Genomic DNA, 14,147 nt, shown 5'->3' with positions numbered 1-14,147 from the left:
CTCCGAAAGGCGGCGGCGTTCCGTGCTCTCCGAAAGGCGGCGGCGTTCCGTGCTCTCCGAAAGGCGGCGGCGTTCCGTGCTCTCCGAAGGGCGCTCCCGGGCCGGGCAGCGGGGGAAGCGGAGGTAAGGCGGATCCGGGCGAGACCGGGTCGAGCGGGTGGGGAGCATGCGGCGGCGGCCCAGACGGCGCGGGCGGCGCGGACAGAGGCAGATCGGCGTGGTGGGGCGGGGGAAGCACGGGTCCCGGCCCGTTCGACGCGTTCCCCCCGTGCTGGCCGGCCCCGTGCTGGCCGGCGCCGTGCTGGCCGGCGCCGTGCGGCCCTGACCCGAGCGGGGCGGGCAGGCCGAAACCATGCGGGGGCGGCCCGGGCACCGGCTCGGGCGGGGGCCCGGCGGGGGGAAGAGGCGGCAGCGGAGGCGGGACGACCGGCTCCCGCGCGGGGAGCGGCTCCGGCGGCTCGAAAGGAGGGAACGGCTGGGCGGGGCCGGGGGGCGCCCCGAAGTACCCGGGCGGCTGGTGCGGCGGCATCGGGGGCGGCGCGGGCCGGACGAACGGCGGCGGAAGGACGGGCTCGCCGGCACGGGTGAGGTCGAGTTCGACGCCCGCACCCGTGACGACGCCGCCGTCCAGGCGGGCGTACGGCGCCGGCTGCCCGGCGCCCGGCAGGCGCAGCTCTATCTTGGCCACCGGTCCGGCGACCAGTCTGTCGGTCCAGGTGAGCGCCTCACGTCCGGCCAGCCGGACATCGCCGTCGGGTCCTCCGGAGACGGTGGCGGTCGCGCTGCCGCTGACGAGCACGGCCACACCCCCTCCCGCAGGCCCGGCGACGGCGCAGGACACCGGCTCTCCGGCGATCGACCTGTCCATGGCGCGGGCGAGCACCTGGGCGACCCGGCGCGCGAGCGCGCGGCCGTCCCCGCCCGTCGCGGCGGTCTCCCGCAGAGCCGCCAGAAGGTCCGCCACGGGCTGGTCCACCGCGGCCGGGCTCTCCGGGGCCCGGTTCTCCAGAGCGCAGACGAGCAGCAAACCGTTCAGATGGGCGACCACGCCATCTCCCGGCAGTGGGCGGACCACCCCCACGCCCTGTTCCGTCACAGAACTCTCCCTCCCGAACACCCCGGAATCGCCAGCCGACCATCGGCATCCGGATCTGGCCACCGGCCGACACAGCGCCGCTGTCGTGACGTGCGGAACGCGGCGGCTACAGACACCGGATCGATCATCCCAGAACGTAGCAAATCCATGGTGAACGGCAATCCGGCGCCATCGCCACCGGACCATGTCCCAGAAATAGGGTCATACCCCGCTGAAGACACGATTGACATCCGAGGTGACGAGCACTCCAAAGACTTCGCCGCCGCGCTCGACCAGCAGGTATTCCGCCGCGGGGCTGCCGCGCATGGCGTCGAGGAGCGACTCGCCCTCGAGGTCGGCCCCGAGGACGATGGACGGCTCCAGGCTGCGCGCCACGGAGCCGACGTTCACCCAGGGGCGGCGATGTTCGGGGGTGGCGTTGATGGCCGACTCGTTGGCGATCGCGACGGGCCTGCCCTCGTGGTCGACCACCACGATCGCACCGGCCCCCGCCGCTCCGGCCCGGCGCAGCGCCTCCGACAGAGGCACCTCTGCGGTGACCGGCAACGCGCGGCGGGCCAGCGTGCGGGCCCGCAGCTGGGGCAGCTTGGCCCGCACCCGCGCCACCCGCAGCGACTGCGAGGCTCCGAGCCAGATGAAGGCCGCCAGCACGACCGACCAGAGCCAGGAGAAGTCGTCCGGCAGCTGCCCGGCGGCCACATAGGGCAGCAGGGCCAGGCCCACGATGACGACGGCGACGGTGCGGCCGCCCCAGGCGGCGGCGAGGGTGCCGCGGCCCGGGTCCTTGGTCGCCTTCCACACGCCCGCGCGTAGGAGCCGTCCGCCGTCGAGCGGCAGGCCCGGCAGCAGATTGAAGATCCCGACGATCAGGTTGGACAACCAGAGCTGCCAGATCAGCACGGGGATCAGCCCGATCGGAGGATTCGCCGCCATGTGCAGCGGGTTGATCGACCCCTCGACGAACAGGGCCGCTGACACCGCATACCCGATCACGGCCAGCCCGAGGGACAGCGCCGGACCGGCGAGGGCGACGTTGAACTCGCGGCCGGCCGTCTCCGGCTCGCGCTCGATCTCGGAGACCCCGCCGAGCATGTAGAGGACGATCCGCCGCACCGGCAGGCCGTAGTGCTTGGCGACCACACAGTGGGCGAGCTCGTGGAGCAGGACCGACGCGTAGAGGAGCACGGCGAAGATCAGCGCCACGAGGATGGCGCCGGCGTCGCCGTAGCCGGGAAGGCTCGCGGCGAACACGTTCTTGAACTGGAAGGCGATGAAGGCCGCCACGATCAGCCAGGTGGGCGAGATGTACACCGGAATGCCGAAGGGGCTCCCGATCCGCAGCCCCGGGGACTGGTTGGCAGGTGTACTCATGTCGGCCGCCTCATCTCCTCGACCTCGATGCTACGCGCCGCGAGGTGAGATCAGCCTACGAGTTCGCGGCAGGTCCGCGAACCCGGCCCGTCGGCGCACGGCCCCGCGCGGCGCCCGTCGGTGGTTGTCGCCCCCGTGGCCTACAGTGCGGGGCATGACCCTCGCCGAAGAGCGCTCGATCATCGGCGCCCTCTCCCCCTCACGTGCCGGTGACTTCATGACCTGCCCGCTGCTCTACCGGTTCAGGGTGATCGACCAGCTGCCCGAGCGGCCGTCCCCCGCCGCCGTGCGCGGCACGCTCGTGCACGCCGTGCTCGAACGGCTCTACGACCTCCCGCCGGAGGCCAGGACGGTCGCCGCGGCCCAGGACCTGCTGGAGCCCCAGTGGGAGCGCCTGCTGACCGGGGAACCCGAGTACGCGGGGCTGTTCTCCTCCGACGAGGAGCGCGACCAGTGGCTCACGCAGGCCAGGTCGATGGTGGAGCGCTACTTCACCCTGGAGGACCCGCGGCTGCTCGAGCCGGCCGAGCGGGAGATGTACGTCGAGACCGTGCTCGACAGCGGGCTGCTGCTACGCGGATACATCGATCGCCTGGACGTCGCCCCCACGGGTGAGGTCAGGGTCGTCGACTACAAGACGGGCACGGCGCCGCGGCACGACTTCGAGGCCAAGGCGCTGTTCCAGATGAAGTTCTACGCGCTCGCCCTGTGGCGGCTGAACGGCACGGTGCCGCGTGTGCTCCAGCTGATGTACCTCGGCAACGGCGAGATCCTCAGATACGCCCCCGACGAGGCCGACCTGCGGGCCACCGAGCGCAAGGTGCAGGCGCTCTGGGAGGCGATCGAACGGGCGGTCCGCACCAAGGAATGGCGACACCGGCCCTCGCGGCTGTGCGACTGGTGCGACCACCAGGCGTTGTGCCCGGAGTTCGGCGGCACCCCGCCGCCCGTGCCCGACCACCGTCCCGGCCTCTCCCCCCGCGGCGGGCGCGGCGCGAACCAGAGGCGGGCCGCCACCGACGAGCTGTGACGTGCACCCGCCGCGAGGAGTTCGGACACCCGCGAACGCGTACCGGTCCCCGCAGGTCGTATCGCGCTCGGCGTACGCCCCCTCATCCGTGCGAAGGAGACGGATATCCGCCGCGCGCAGGGTGGCGCGCTCCCCTCGCGTCCTAGATTGAATACGTGCGCACCACCTCCGGCGATTTCCGGTCCAGGCTCCGGATTCCCCCTCCCCCGATCAACGACCTGATCCTCGCGGTGGTGCTGACGGCGGCCTCGTTCCTCTTCATCCTGCTCGCGGGACCCGAGATCCTGGGCGGGGCGGTCCGATCCCCCGACTGGCTCAACCTGTCGCTCGCGGCCCTGACGACGCTTCCGGTGGCGCTGCGCAGGCGCTGGCCGTTCGTGGTCCTCGTGCTGACCGGCCTTCCGGAGGCGCTGGCGGCCGCGCTCGGCTACAACGCCGGCCTCGGCGCCGCCGGCGCTCTGGTGCTCCTGTACACCGTGGCGGCCTACCGGGGACTCGCACTGAGCCTCGCGGCGGCGGCCGTCTGCAGCGTGGGATACGTCACGGGCGTCCTCTTGGCGTCCCGGCCGATGTCGTGGATGGACCACGTCGTGACCGCCGTGCTCATCGTGTTGTGCTGGGTGGTCGGGCGCAGCGTCAGGCTGCGCAGGGCCTACCTGGCCGAGCTGACGCAGCGCGCGGACCGGCTCGAGCGGGCCAGGGAGGCCGACACCCGCGCCGCCCGCGCCGAGGAGCGCTCGCGTATCGCGCGTGAGCTGCACGACGTGGTCGCGCACCACGTCAGCGTCATGACGGTTCAGGCCTCCGCCGCGCGCAGGATGCTCGACACCGACCCGGGCGTGGCTCGCGACGCGCTCACCGCCATCGAGGAGATGGGCCGTACCGCGATGGCGGAGATGCGCAGCATCGTCGGCGTGCTGCGCACGGACGGCCCCGCCGAGCGGGAACCGCAGCCGGGCATGCACGACCTCCCGACGCTGGTCGAGCAGATGCGCGAGGCGGGCCTCAGCATCCAGCTCTGGATCGAGGGCGAGACGCCCGTCCTGCCGCCCGGCGTGGACCTGGCCGCCTACCGCCTGGTGCAGGAGGCGCTGACCAACAGCCTCAGGCACGCGGGCCCGGCGGCCCGCGCGTGGGTCACCGTACGGCAGGAGCCGGGCGAGCTGATGGTCCACGTCGAGGACGACGGCCGGGGCGCCGCGGCGGAGCTCGTCAAGAACGGAGCCGGATCCGGTCACGGTCTCGTCGGCATCAGGGAGCGTGTGGCCCTTTATGGTGGAGTCCTGCGGATCGGCCCCCGTGACGGAGGCGGATTCGAGGTCCGGGCCCGATTCCCCCTCAAGGACAGGACATGACGATCAGGGTGTCTCCTTCCACCCCAAGAAGGCCTGCGCGCCCGGGTGCGGATCGCCGATGACGATCCGCGTCCTGCTGGTGGACGACCAGCCGCTGCTGCGCACGGGATTCCGCTTCATCCTGGAGGCCGAGCGCGACGTCACCGTCGTCGGCGAGGCCGGGGACGGCGCGACCGCGATGGACCAGTCGCGTGCGCTCCTGCCCGACGTCGTGCTGATGGACATCCGCATGCCGGGCATGGACGGCATCGAGTCCACCCGGCGCATCGTGCGCGAGGCCGCGCCGAGCGCCCACGTGCCGAAGGTTCTCGTGCTCACCACGTTCGACCTCGACGAATACATCGTGGAGGCGCTCAGGGCGGGCGCGAGCGGCTTCCTGCTGAAGGACGTGCCGCCGGACGAGCTCGTGCAGGCCATCAGGGTGGTGGCGGCCGGGGACGCGATCGTCGCCCCCAGCGTCACCCGCCGCCTGCTCGACCGGTTCGCCACCCGGTTGCCCTCGGTCCACCGGGAGACGACCCCGGCCCGGCTCGACCGCCTGACCGAGCGCGAACTGGAGGTGCTCCGCCTGATCGCCAGAGGCATGTCCAACGCGGAGATCGCAGCCGAGCTCGTGGTCAGCGAGACGACCGTCAAGACGCACGTGGGCAACGTGCTGACGAAGCTGGGGCTGCGCGACCGCGTGCAGGCCGTGGTGCTGGCCTACGAGACCGGGCTCATCACCCCCGGCGCCCTGCCCTGACCGTCTCCACCCCGAGACCCTGAGCGGCTACTCCTCGGGGAGTAGGGGTCGCCCTGAGGTCTCCTGCCCCGGGGGCAGGCGGGGTCGGTCCCGTAGACCGATCCTTTCGCCGCGGGCCGCTCATAGCGTCGAACCATGACATTCGGAACGACCTCCGTGGGATCACCGCTCGCCGGCGCCGCTCCGGTGACCGAGGACGAGATCCGCTCCGCCGGCTCGCTCGCCGCGCGCGCGGTCGGCGTCACCAAGGTGTACGGCACGGGCGACGCCCGGGTGAACGCCCTCGACGGCGTCACCCTCGGCATCCCGGGCGGCCGGTTCACCGCCATCATGGGCCCCTCCGGGTCCGGCAAGTCCACCCTCATGCACTGCCTGGCAGGCCTCGACACCGTGACGGCCGGGCAGGTCTTCGTCGGCGACGTCGAGCTGACCCGCCTGGACGACAAGCGGCTCACCCGGCTGCGCCGCGACAGGATCGGTTTCGTGTTCCAGTCGTTCAACCTGATCCCGACGCTGACCGCGCTCGAGAACATCACCCTCCCGATGGACATCGCGGGCGTGCGCCCCGACCAGGCGTGGGTGGACACGGTGATCGACACGGTGGGCCTGCGCCCCCGCCTCAGGCACCGCCCGGCCGAGCTGTCCGGCGGCCAGCAGCAGCGGGTCGCGTGCGCGCGGGCCCTGGCGGCCAAGCCGGAGATCGTCTTCGCCGACGAGCCGACCGGCAACCTCGACTCGCGCGCGGGCGCGGAGGTTCTGTCGTTCCTGCGGAGCTCGGTCAGGGAGATGGGCCAGACGATCGTCATGGTGACTCACGACCCGGTCGCGGCCTCCTACGCCGACCTGGTGGTCTTCCTCGCCGACGGCCGCATCGTCGACCAGCTTCCCGAGCCCACCCCCGACGGGGTGCTGGAGCGTATGAAGGGCCTGGACCGATGATCGCCCGGCTGACGCTGAGGAACCTCCAGGCGCACAAGCTGCGCCTGGCACTGACGGGGATCGCGGTGATCCTGGGCACGGCGTTCGTGGCCGGCACACTGATCTTCACCAGCACGACGAACAAGGCCTTCGACGAACTGTTCAACGAGGGCACGCAGACGGTCGACGTGACCGTGCGCGCCGAGCAGGCGTTCACGGGAGCCGACGGCGGCATGACGGTCGAGCCGATCCCCGCCGCCGTCCTCGACGAGGTCCGCCGGGTGGACGGCGTGGCCGAGGCTCGGGGCGACGTGATGGGCTTCGCCGGGATCGTCGGCAGGGACGGCAAGATCGCTGGCGGCAACGGCCCACCGCAGTTCGGCATCGCCTGGCCGGCGACCCTGTCCGACTACGGCCTCGTGAACGGCCGGGCGCCCGCGGGCCCCGGCGAGGTCGCCATCGACTCGGTGACGGCCGGCAAGACCGGCTACACGACCGGCGACCGGATCACGATCGTGACGAAGGGTCCGGCCGAGCCGTACCAGGTGGTCGGGGTGTTCAAGGTCGGCGAGAGCGGGCGCACCGGCGGCGTGACCTACGCCGCCTTCGATCCGGCCACCGCGCAGCGGCTGCTGGTCGGGCCCGGCGCCTACTCGGGGATCGTCGCCAAGGCCGCGGCCGGGGTGACCCCCGCCGAGCTGGCCCAGCGGGTGACCGCCGCCGTGCCGAAGGGATATGAGGCCGTCACCTCCAAGCAGGCGGCCGACGAGGCGTCCGGCGACGTCAAGGAGCTGCTCGGCTTCCTCGGCACGTTCCTGCTGACCTTCGGGGTCATCTCGATCTTCGTGGGCTCGTTCATCATCTTCAACACGTTCTCGATGCTGGTGGCGCAGCGCACCAGGGAGCTCGCTCTGCTGCGGGCCGTCGGGGCGTCGCGCCGCCAGGTGACCCGCTCGATCATGGGCGAGGCGCTCGGCGTGGGGCTGCTCGGCTCGATCGCCGGCCTGCTTGCGGGGGCGGGGCTGGCGGTCGGGCTGCGCGGCCTGTTCTCCGCGGTCGGCGCCGACCTTCCCACGACCGCTCTCGTGATCGAGCCGTCGACCATCGCGTGGACTCTTGCGGTCGGCGTGACCGTCACCCTGTTCGCGGCCTACTTCCCGGCGCGCCGGGCGGCACGGATCGCTCCGGTGGCCGCGCTGCAGGACGGCCTGGCCGCACCGGCCCGGTCGCTGCGCGTGCGGGCCGTGGCGGGCGGGCTGCTCGCCCTGACCGGCGGCGCGGTGCTCGCGGCGGGGCTGTCGGGCGCGGGTGAGGCGCTCGCCCTGGTGGGCGCGGGGGCTCTGCTGGTCTTCCTCGCCGTGGCGATGCTGAGCCCGCTGTTCGCCAGACCGGTCACCAGGGCCCTGGGCACGCCCCTGGTGCGGCTGGCGGGCGCGACGGGCAATCTGGGCAGCCGGAACGCGCAGCGCAACCCACGGCGCACCTCGGCCACGGCGGCCGCGCTGATGATCGGCATGGCGCTGATCGCCGCGGTGTCGGTGCTGGCGTCGTCCATGACGGCATCCATCGACAAGGCGCTTGACACCGCGCTGGGCGCCGACTTCCAGGTGTCGTCGGGCGGCGGGTTCGGGCCGGTGCAGTCGTTCGACCCGTCGGTCGCGGCCGGGCTGGCCCGGGTGCCGGGCGTCGAGTCGGCCACCGCGACGACGTACGCCCAGGTCAAGCTGGGCGGGGAGATGGTGTTCGCCACCGTGGGCGACCCCGCGCGGCTGGCCGGGCCGTTCCGGATGGAGATGAGCTCCGGCGGGGCGGCCGCGGGCACCGACGAGATCCTGGTCGGCGCCAAGACCGCCGCGGACAAGGGCTGGACCGTCGGCAGCCGGATCGCCGCGCAGTACGCCGACGGCGCCACCGCGACAGTGCGCGTCGCCGGGGTGTACAAGGACAACCCGATGGCCGGGTCGTATCTCCTCGGCGAGAGCACCTTCGCGGCCCACTACCCGGGCGGGCAGATCTCCTCGGTGCTTCTCGTCAAGGAGCCGGGGGCCGACGCCGCGACGGTGCGCAAGGCGCTCGACGGCTACCTGGCGGCCTATCCCAACCTGACGCTGCAGGACCAGTCGGACATGAAGGAGCAGGCCCGCAGCGGGGTCTCCCAGCTCCTCGCCATGATCAGCGCGCTGCTGGTGTTGTCGATCCTCATCGCGATCCTCGGCATCGTCAACACGCTCGCCTTGTCGGTGATCGAGCGGACGCGTGAGATCGGGCTGCTCCGGGCCATCGGAATGGGACGCCGCCAGCTGCGCCGGGTGATCCGGTACGAGTCCGTGCTCATCTCGGTCTTCGGGTCGCTGCTGGGCGTGCTGGTCGGCGTCGGCTTCGGCTGGGCGGCGCAGCGGGCCCTGTCCGGCGACGGCATCGACGTGCTGGCCGTACCGGCGGGGCAGCTCGCGGCCTATGTGGCGGCCGCCGCCCTGGTGGGCGTGCTGGCGGCGGTCTGGCCGGCGCGGCGGGCCGCCCGCATGGACGTGCTGCGGGCCATCGCCACCCAGTGACGGTCCCGATGACGGCCCGAGAACACCGCCGGTACGGCTCCCGCGGGAGCCGTACCGGCGGAATGGTGTCTCAGACGGCCGCGGGGGCGGCCTCGGCCGCGGCGGCGGGCGCGTTCTCCGGGAAGTGGCAGGCCACCTCATGTCCGGGGGCGAGCTTCTGCAGCGGCGGCTCCACCGTCTTGCAGATCTCCTGTGCCTTCCAGCAGCGGGTGTGGAACCTGCACGCGGGCGGCGGGTTGAGCGGGGACGGCACGTCGCCCTGGAGGCGGATGCGCTCACGCTCGACACGCCGCTTGGGGTCAGGGATCGGCACCGCCGACAGCAGCGCGTTCGTGTACGGGTGCATGGGCGACTCGTACAGGCTCTTGCGGTCGGCGAGCTCGACCAGCTTGCCGAGGTACATGACCGCGACCCGGTCACTGATGTGCCGCACCACCGACAGGTCGTGCGCGATCACGACGTAGGTGAGGTCAAGCTCGTTCTGCAGGTCCTCCAGGAGGTTGACCACCTGGGCCTGGATGGACACGTCCAGCGCGGAGACGGGCTCGTCGGCGATGATCAGCTTGGGTTTGAGCGCCAGCGTCCTCGCGATCCCGATGCGCTGCCGCTGACCGCCGGAGAACTCGTGCGGGTAGCGGTTGTAGTGCTCGGGGTTGAGGCCCACCAGCTCCAGGATGTCCTGGACGGCCTTCTTCACGCCCTGCTCGGTCTTGATGCCCTGGATCCGGAAGGGCGCGCCGACGATGGCGCCGACCGTGTGCCGGGGGTTGAGCGAGCTGTAGGGGTCCTGGAAGATCATCTGCACGTCCCTGCGCAGCGGGCGCATCTTGCCCTGGGACATGTGCGTGATGTCGTTGCCCTCGAAGACGATCTTCCCGCCGGTCGGCTCGATCAGCCGGGTGATCAGGCGGCCCGTGGTCGTCTTGCCGCAGCCGGACTCGCCCACCAGGCCGAGCGTCTCACCCTTGCGGACCTCGAAGGAGACGCCGTCGACGGCCTTGACCGCGGCCACCTGGCGCTGCAGCAGCCCCTTGGTGACCGGGAAGTGCTTCTCCAGCCCTTGGACGGACAGCAAGGGCTCACTCATGGAACTCTCCTCGGGTGACGGCGGTTGCCCGCGCGGACGGCCGCCTCACGACGCCTCCAGGTTCGGCTTGATCTCGTTCTCCCAGATGGAGCGCCGCTGGTCGCGCGGAAGGTGGCAACGCACCAGGTGCCCGCCCTCGGTTTCCACGAGCTCGGGGACGAGCGACGACCCCTTGCCCGCCGTGCGGTCCTCGAAGACGCAGCGCGGGTGGAAGGCGCAGCCGGAGGGCACGTTGATGAGCGAGGGCGGCGAGCCCTTGATCGGCAGCAGCCGCTCGGTCCGCTCCCGGTCAAGGCGCGGCATGGAACCCAGCAGGCCCCACGTGTAGGGGTGCTCGGGCCGCTCGAAGATGTCCTCGGCCGTGCCGTACTCCACGCACTTGCCGCCGTACATCACGAGGATGTCGTCGGACAGCTCGGCGACGACGCCGAGGTCGTGGGTGATGATGATCAGCGCGGCGTTGAAGTCGCGCTGCAGGTCGCGCATCAGGTCGAGGATCTGCGCCTGCACGGTCACGTCGAGCGCCGTGGTCGGCTCGTCGGCGATCAGCAGCTCGGGGTCGCAGCTCAGCGCCATGGCGATCATCGCGCGCTGCCGCATGCCGCCGGAGAACTCGTGCGGGTAGCTGTCCACCCGGCGGTCCGGCTGGGGGATGCCCACGCGGCCCAGCATCTCGATGGCGTGCTTGCGCGCGACCTTCTTGCTGACGTCGTTGTGGATGCGGTACGCCTCGATGATCTGCGCGCCCACCGTGTAGAACGGGTGCATCGCCGACAGCGGATCCTGGAAGATCATCGCCATCTTCTTGCCGCGCAGCGTGCGCACGTGCTCGGCGTCGGCGGCGACGAGCTCCTCGCCGTCCAGCCAGATCTCGCCGCCGATCTGCGCACGGCCGCCCTTGTGCAGGCCGAGGATGCCGAGCGAGGTGACGCTCTTGCCGGAACCCGACTCGCCCACGATGCCGAGGGTCTTGCCGCGCTCGAGCGAGAACGACAGCCCGTCGACCGACTTGACCAGGCCGTCGTCGGTCGGGAAGTGGATCCGCAGGTCCTTCAGTTCAAGGAAACTCATACCAGTCTCACCCTCGGGTCGACCACGGCGTACAGGAGGTCGACGACCAGGTTCGCGAAGACCACGAAGAAGGCCGCCACGAGCACCACGCCCATGACCTGGGGCAGGTCCTGGTAGCCGATCGCGTCAATGGCGTACTTGCCGATGCCGGGCAGGGAGTAGGTGCTCTCGGTGAGGACCGCGCCGCCGAGCAGCAGGCCGAAGTCGAGACCGAAGATCGTCAAGATGGGGGTGAGCGCGCCGCGCAGACCATGCTTGAGGACCACCGTGCGCTCGGCCAGGCCCTTGGCCCGCGCCGTGCGGATGTAGTCCTCGTTCATCGTCTCGAGCATGCCCGCCCGGGTCAGCCGCGCGTAGTTGGCGGCGTAGAGGAAGGCCAGGGTTATCCAGGGCAACAGCAGGTCGTACGCCCAGGTGAGCGGATTGGTGAGGAAGGGGGTGTAGACGTTGCCCGGCGCCGTGATGTGCAGGCCGTAGCTGAACAACACCAGCGACACCATGCCGGTGAAGAAGATGGGCAGCGACACGCCGGCCAGGGCGACGCCCATCGCGGCTCGGTCGAAGAAGCTTCCGCGTCGTAGCGCCGAGACCACACCGGTCGCGACTCCGGCGATGACCCAGATGACCGCCGCCCCGATCGCCAGGGAGATCGTGACGGGCAATCGGTCGAGCAGGTCGGGCCAGACCGGCAGACGGGTGCGGAAGGAGTACCCGAAGCAGGGCGCGGGGCAGTGCTCGACGCTGGGGCCGTTGTTGTAGTCGGCGCCGGCGACGATGCCCTTCGCGAACCGCCCGTACTGGACGATCAGCGGGTCGTTGAAGCCCAATTGCTCGGCCGCGAGCTTGACCTGCTGCTCCGTGGCGGTCCTGCCCACGTAGCGGGCCGCCAGGTCCTCCGGCGTCGCGCCGGCCAGACGCGGGACGAGGAAGAAGATGCCGAACGTGATGATGCTCACGATCGAGAGCATCACGACCGCCCAGATCAGCCGCCGGATGATGTATGTGACCACAGTCCCCCCGGCTCCGGGGGCCGGCCCTCACGGACCGGCCCCCTTGCCGCATTCACGCGTAGTGCGGATATCGGATAGGCAGGGGTTACTTGACGCCCATGCCGAGGTAGTCGTACATGCCGTACGCGTCGTTGACGAAGACGTTCGACGCGTTCTTGCTGCGGATCAGCAGAGCCTTGGCCCAGACGTTCGGCAGGATGTACGCGTCATCCATGACCTTCTTGTCGATCTGGGTCCAGATGGCGTTGCGGGCGTTGGCGTCGGTCTGCTCCATCGCCTGGTCGATCAGCTTGTCGACCTCGGGGTCGCGGACGCTGACGTTCGACGAACCGCCGGTGTCGCGGATGACGCGGCTGTCGACGATCTGCTGGAGGAAGCCGAAGCCGTCGGGCCAGTCCGACTGCCAGCCGTTCATGGCCAGGCCGAGCTTGTTGTCCTTGGCGTAGCCCGGCTTGCCGGCGTACAGGGCGAAGTAGTCGGCCTGCGGGAACGGCTTGAGGGTCAGCTTGATGCCGACGCGGCCCAGAGACTGCTGCAGCGCCTCGGCGGCCGCCTTCTCCTTCGGACGCTCGGCCCGGTAGGAGATGTTGGTCTCGAAGCCGTTCGGCTGGCCGCAGGCGGTCAGGGCCTCCTTGGCCTTGGTCAGGTCACCCTTGTTGTCGGCGCCCGGCGGGTAGGTGTTGAAGTCCTCGTGGCCGGGGATCGCCGGCGGCAGCAGGCTGGTCGCGATCTGGCCGCCCGCGAACTCGCCGCCCCACGCGGTCTGGAGGGTGGTCTTGTCCGCGGCGTACTCGACGGCCTTGCGGCAGTCGATGTTGTCCAGCGGCGGGACGTTGCCGTTGATCGAGGTGTACCAGAGGCGGGTGCCCGTCGGGTTGTCCGTGTTCGCCTTGATCGTCGGGTCGGGCAGGATGCGGCCGAGAGCGGCCGGCTGCGCACCGGTGCCCGCGATGTCGACGTCCAGGTCTCCGGCGAGGATCCGGTTGTCGATGTCGTCGGCGTTGACGTTGGTCGAGACCTCGTAGCCGTCGGGCAGGGCCTTGCGGTTCGGGTCGGTCGCCGGGTCCCAGTTGGGGTTGCGGACCAGGCTGAAGCCCTTGCCGATCTCGTTCGTCTTGAACATGTACGGACCGGTGGCGATGACGTGTTCCTTGTACTTCGCGCCGGTGTCCTTGTCCGCGGGGACCGGGATGGTGGCGGGAAGCTGGGCGAAGTAGTCGAAGTTGCTCAGCGGCTGCTTCAGGTGGAAGACGATCGTCTGGTCGTCCGGCGTCTCGATCGCGCTGTCGGTGTTGACGCCCTTGGACTTGTACGCGCCCTTGTAGTCCTTGGGCCAGTTCAGGAAGTCGTTGAAGTAGGTGTACCCGTCGGGGAACACCTCCTTGTCGAACGAGCGCTCGACGCCGTACTTCACGTCCTTGGACGTGACGGGGGTGCCGTCCTCGAACTTGATGCCCGCCTTGAGCTTGTAGGTCCAGGTCTTGGCGTCGTCGCTCGGCGTGCCCAGGCCCTCCGCGAGGTCGGGCGTCAGCTCGTTGCCCTCCTTGCCCACAGCCGACTTGAACATCACCAGCGAGCGGCCGTAGAGCCGGATGAAGTTCCAGGAGTAGCCGTAGTAGGTGTCGCCCGGGTCGAGGGAGTCCCAGTCACCCGCGTTCGCGAACTTGAGGATGCCGCCCTTCTTGTCGGACGGGTCGACCACACCGGTGAGCGCGGCGTTGAACGTGCCCGTCCCTCCGGCCGCCGTGCCCCCGCCGGAGGACGAGGGTGTGCTGCTGCCCGAACCGCCCCCACAGGCGGCGAGGCCGAGGGTGAGGAGCGCGCCGAGGGCGGCCACACCCAGTCTCGTTGTTTTCTGCATCTACTAACCCCTTGGTTGGTGGAGCCGGGGACTTACGGGAAATCGGGAAAG

Annotated in this window: 11 protein-coding genes; 5 read left to right on the top strand and 6 right to left on the bottom strand. The window is 70.9% G+C overall.

Features of this window, described 5'->3' with window-relative positions; all coding sequences use genetic code 11:
• Positions 1-1,096: hypothetical protein (locus Pth03_RS00895; RefSeq protein ID WP_203942123.1), on the bottom strand; the 1,096-nt coding region annotated here is incomplete at its 3' end.
• Between the two features lie 201 nt (positions 1,097-1,297).
• Positions 1,298-2,467 (bottom strand): site-2 protease family protein, encoded by a 1,170-nt coding sequence (locus Pth03_RS00890; RefSeq protein ID WP_203942122.1) that lies wholly within the window; start codon positions 2,465-2,467, stop codon positions 1,298-1,300.
• Between the two features lie 154 nt (positions 2,468-2,621).
• On the opposite strand from Pth03_RS00890, the gene Pth03_RS00885 reads away from it, so the two are divergent.
• The 5 genes from Pth03_RS00885 to Pth03_RS00865 all read left to right on the top strand — a co-directional run bounded on the left by Pth03_RS00885 (position 2,622) and on the right by Pth03_RS00865 (position 9,067).
• A complete protein-coding gene (locus tag Pth03_RS00885; protein WP_203942121.1) occupies positions 2,622-3,497 on the top strand; it encodes a RecB family exonuclease in 876 nt (291 codons plus the stop codon).
• 155 nt (positions 3,498-3,652) lie between these two features.
• Positions 3,653-4,852 (top strand): sensor histidine kinase, encoded by a 1,200-nt coding sequence (locus Pth03_RS00880; RefSeq protein WP_203942120.1) that lies wholly within the window; start codon positions 3,653-3,655, stop codon positions 4,850-4,852.
• A gap of 58 nt (positions 4,853-4,910) precedes the next feature.
• Positions 4,911-5,594 carry a response regulator gene (locus tag Pth03_RS00875; protein ID WP_203942119.1) on the top strand — a complete coding sequence of 228 codons (684 nt, stop codon included), beginning with the start codon at positions 4,911-4,913 and terminating at the stop codon, positions 5,592-5,594.
• 135 nt (positions 5,595-5,729) lie between these two features.
• Complete coding sequence (locus Pth03_RS00870; protein ID WP_203942118.1) at positions 5,730-6,533, top strand: ABC transporter ATP-binding protein; 804 nt, start codon at positions 5,730-5,732, stop codon at positions 6,531-6,533.
• On the top strand, positions 6,530-9,067 hold the full coding sequence (locus Pth03_RS00865) for an ABC transporter permease (protein ID WP_203942117.1): 2,538 nt from the start codon (positions 6,530-6,532) through the stop codon (positions 9,065-9,067). The genes Pth03_RS00870 and Pth03_RS00865 overlap by 4 nt, the downstream gene beginning before the upstream one ends.
• Positions 9,068-9,137: 70 nt before the next feature.
• Here the strand turns inward: Pth03_RS00865 and Pth03_RS00860 are convergent, their stop codons facing one another.
• From Pth03_RS00860 to Pth03_RS00845, 4 genes are all read right to left on the bottom strand, one after another.
• Positions 9,138-10,154, bottom strand: a complete 1,017-nt coding sequence (locus tag Pth03_RS00860; RefSeq protein ID WP_203942116.1) for an ABC transporter ATP-binding protein — start codon at positions 10,152-10,154, stop codon at positions 9,138-9,140.
• Positions 10,155-10,199: 45 nt separating this feature from the next.
• A complete protein-coding gene (locus Pth03_RS00855; protein WP_203942115.1) occupies positions 10,200-11,225 on the bottom strand; it encodes an ABC transporter ATP-binding protein in 1,026 nt (341 codons plus the stop codon).
• Positions 11,222-12,235 (bottom strand): ABC transporter permease, encoded by a 1,014-nt coding sequence (locus Pth03_RS00850; protein ID WP_203942114.1) that lies wholly within the window; start codon positions 12,233-12,235, stop codon positions 11,222-11,224. Before Pth03_RS00850 ends, Pth03_RS00855 begins: the two co-directional genes overlap by 4 nt.
• Before the next feature lie 85 nt (positions 12,236-12,320).
• Positions 12,321-14,096: an ABC transporter substrate-binding protein gene (locus Pth03_RS00845; RefSeq protein ID WP_203942113.1), complete on the bottom strand. Its 1,776-nt coding sequence runs from the start codon at positions 14,094-14,096 to the stop codon at positions 12,321-12,323.
• Positions 14,097-14,147 lie beyond the last annotated feature (51 nt).

It is taken from the genome of Planotetraspora thailandica (assembly GCF_016863335.1).
GTDB lineage: Bacteria > Actinomycetota > Actinomycetes > Streptosporangiales > Streptosporangiaceae > Planotetraspora > Planotetraspora thailandica.
This window is presented reverse-complemented; position numbering and strand designations above follow the sequence as displayed.